The following is a 3565-nucleotide window of genomic DNA, read 5'->3' as shown; positions in this document are numbered from 1 at the left end:
ATGGTTAATGCTTGTTATGATGTTCTTGCCGAAGGCCTTCCTGTCTCTCCTTATGGCTGTGCTGGCATAATGATTGTCTATCGGTGCTAATACAGTGCTGAGCAGCACGAGATCTACATCTAAACCACAAGAAGAATATGCATGAGGTTAAGCAAGGCTATTAATATTCTTGATCCCACGCAAAGGATCGATAAGAAGACTTGTGGTACCGGTAGTTAGTATAGTAGTAGCTCTCAGACTCCAGGAAAGTGTCATAGTTGTAGTAATAGTCAAGGACATGGCGCTGGAGCATGCGGTAAGTGGCGAGTGAAGATATCTACTAGTGATGGCAATGCCTTCTCGTAGTTCTCGTGGCAATAGTCAGTTGCCCATTCCTCACAGGATGAGAGATACCCTCAACTCGGCTGCGTCGCGCTCTAGCAGTACTAATTCCTTTGCTTCACAGGTACGTTCTAAATCTTGCAACATAGGCACAGGAATATTTCTATCCATTCCCCAAATGGTAAGTACTTCCACAGGGTACTTCACAGAAACTTCCTTCATAGTCTTTTCTTTGCGCACCTTGTCCATCACGTGGACCACAATGTCCCCATATCTCTCAATGGTCTGATCATGCGGAATATCTGACGAGCAGGGCCATTTTTGCACATGTACCGACTCTCCCTTGTACAAGATCCTATATATCTCCTCAGTAACATAAGGCAGAAACGGCGACAGCAAAAGCAATACAGCTTTCAACACTCTGTCCAGAGTACCCACAGCAGATGTGTAGCCCTCATGACTGTGGTCCCCGTATGTCCTGTGCTTTATCAGCTCTAAATAATTGTCACAGAAATCGTTCCAGAAAAATGTCTCAATAGTTCCTAGCGCAGCGCTATACTCATAATTGTTGAAGCTCAGAGTGCTCTTGTGCACAACTGTGTGTAATTTTGCCAGTATCCATAAGTCGGTGGGAAAAGTGCAGTCATGGGAACGCGTTTTCTTGTCACCTAGAAACATTGAAACAAACTTGCTAGCATTCCACAATTTTGTCGTAAGGCGCTTCCCAGTCTTGACCATGTCTTCTGAGAACACCGTATCAGAACCAAGGTTAGACTTGGCAGCCCAGTATCTTACCGCATCAGCTCCATACAAAGCCAAAATTTTCTCCGGATCTATGGCTGTGCCTTTTGATTTGCTCATTTTCGTCTTGTCATCAGACAGACACCACCCACTGATCATTATGTTTTTCCAGGGTATGTTTTCATGATGATGGTGGGACTTGATAATAGTGTAGAACGCCCATGAGCGTATGATTTCATGACTCTGGGCTCTAAGATCAGCGGGAATGACATCGCCGCCCTCATCGCCAGAAAAATTGCTTATTATGAAGTAGGGAGACAGAGAACTTGTAGCCCATGTGTCCATTACATCCACATCTGCTTCAACCTCGTCTCTGTCATATCCACTGGGAAGGTCTATAAGGGGATTTATCGGCAATTTGTCTTTGTCAGGCAGTACTATTTTCCCGACTTCTCCATCGCGCTTTGAGTACCATACTGGAAATTGCACTCCGAAATATCGTTGCCGTGATATACACCAATCCCAATTCAGATTTTCCACCCATATTTCCAGTCGCTTGCGCATATGCGGTGGGTGCCATTGTACCTTTCGTATCTGCTCAAGCAGCGCACTCTTGTGTTTTACAACACTTATAAACCACTGATCGCTGGGAACTATCTCCAGGGGTGATCCTGAGCGTTCAGCACACTTCACCGCATGTTCTATAGGTTCTCTCGAGAGCAGCAGGCCTTCCTGTCTCAAAGCCTCACACATTGCTTCCCGTGCACTTTTTATGTTCATGCCCTCAAAACGCGCAGCGGAAATTTTTGCTCCAGGGAGATCAAATTTTTCCAGACCGCATAAGCGACCAAACTTGTTGATGATAATCTTAGTATCTAGATTGTGAACTCTCCACCAATGCACGTCTGTTTCATCTCCAAATGTGCAGCACATCACTAACCCGGTGCCTTTTTCTATGTTCACTCTGTCATCAGGCAAAATTTTAACCTCAGCACCTCCGACAGGTACGCGTGCAACTTGGCCTCGGAGATGTGCATATCTGCCATCTTCGGGGTTAAAGAACACCGCGACACATGCGGGCATTAACTCTGGACGAGTTGTGGCTATATTTATGGGCTCTCCGGATACAGTATGAAATTGTATTACGTTCATGTGAGAAGACATTACTCGTTCTTCTACTTCTGCATGTGCGATTGCAGTCTGGTCTACTACATCCCATAGGATGGGTTCCTGTTTTCTATACAACTCTCCTTTTTCGTAAAGAATGAGGAACGATTCTTGGGATAATTTCTGTATTTTTTTGCTTACAGTATTATATTCCAGGGACCAGTCGCAGCTTATACCCAATTTTCTGAATAGAGCCTTAAATTCCGCCCTGAATTTCTGTGACACAGAGTTGCAGACAGCAATGAACTCTTCGCGAGGCACCTGCGCTGCCTTGATATTTGCAACTTTTTCGACCAATCGTTCTGTAGGGAGGCCGTTATCATCGAATCCCATTGGATAGAGGACATCTTTTCCCAACATCCTTTGAAATCTTGCTACAAAGTCAGTATGACAGTAACTAAAAACATGACCCATATGTAATACGCCGGAGACAGTCGGCGGTGGAGTATCGATGACAAATCTATCCTCGGGAACACCAGTATTCTTCCATTTGTACACATTCTCGCTTTCCCACAGGGAATTACACTTTTCCTCTACAAGTGTTGGATTATATCGTCCCTCAAACTGCTGCATAAAACACCAACTATCCGTTTCAGAAGCTGAGGTGCCAGTATAAGAAATTGTCATAGGCGAAACAACCTAATTCGCACATTGGTGCCCATTTCTCTTCTCTGCCTAAGGCTGACACGTCCTTTGAGATTGTCGCTGACGTGTGTTCTCCCATTTTCTTATTCTTGTCATCTATATAATGCAGTTTAGTTGTGTTCTCATTGCTGCTACTACCGGCACCCTCAAACATATGACTTAGCTGCTTGAAACTACCACTAGTGGCACTATTCTTGAGGCCACCACATTTTCCTGCTGTTTCACTTGTTGTCTCAGTATCATGTCCTGTGTGATACTCCTTACAAATCTTCTTATCAATAGCATCTTCCTTCATGATGAGAATATTACTAACGTTATGGGGAATTTCTACCATTTCTGCTCCCTCAAGTGCCTTCGAGAAGGCACTTGATACTATTCTTTTCTGGTCTATGTTTAACCCTGACACGTCTTTAGATATCTTTGATGAGGTATGGTTTCCCATGTTACTAGTTGCGTCTCCTGGGTAAGTGTTCTTGTTATCCTCATCAGTCTTAAACATGTCACTTAGCTTGCTAAAGCCAGTTGGTTTATCGTTAGTAGTACTTCCGTTAAAACACTTTTCTGCTGTTTCTTTGTTTTGCGTACCACTACTACTGCTGCTTACCCAAGCAGTACCACAAATCTTCTTATCAATACCTTCTGTAGGATCAAGAATATTAATAGCCTTACTAACATCATGCATATTCTTCTT

2 protein-coding genes and 1 pseudogene are annotated in these 3565 nt (G+C 43.8%); 1 reads left to right on the top strand and 2 read right to left on the bottom strand.

Annotation, left to right across the window (positions count from 1 at the left end; genetic code table 11):
* Positions 1-90, top strand: coding sequence for a P44/Msp2 family outer membrane protein (locus tag R4I06_RS04670; RefSeq protein WP_410519382.1), 90 nt, complete (start codon positions 1-3; stop codon positions 88-90).
* Between the two features lie 285 nt (positions 91-375).
* Here the strand turns inward: R4I06_RS04670 and R4I06_RS04495 are convergent, their stop codons facing one another.
* Together R4I06_RS04495 and R4I06_RS04490 are read right to left on the bottom strand one after the other, a co-directional pair.
* Positions 376-2802: a valine--tRNA ligase gene (locus R4I06_RS04495; protein ID WP_334414388.1), complete on the bottom strand. Its 2427-nt coding sequence runs from the start codon at positions 2800-2802 to the stop codon at positions 376-378.
* Between the two features lie 19 nt (positions 2803-2821).
* Positions 2822-3565 (bottom strand): annotated as a pseudogene (locus R4I06_RS04490) (hypothetical protein); the annotation flags it as partial.

This window comes from Anaplasma bovis, from assembly GCF_036903315.1.
GTDB lineage: Bacteria > Pseudomonadota > Alphaproteobacteria > Rickettsiales > Anaplasmataceae > Anaplasma > Anaplasma bovis.
Note: the sequence above shows the minus strand (reverse complement) of the source record. Positions and strands in the feature narration are given on the sequence as shown.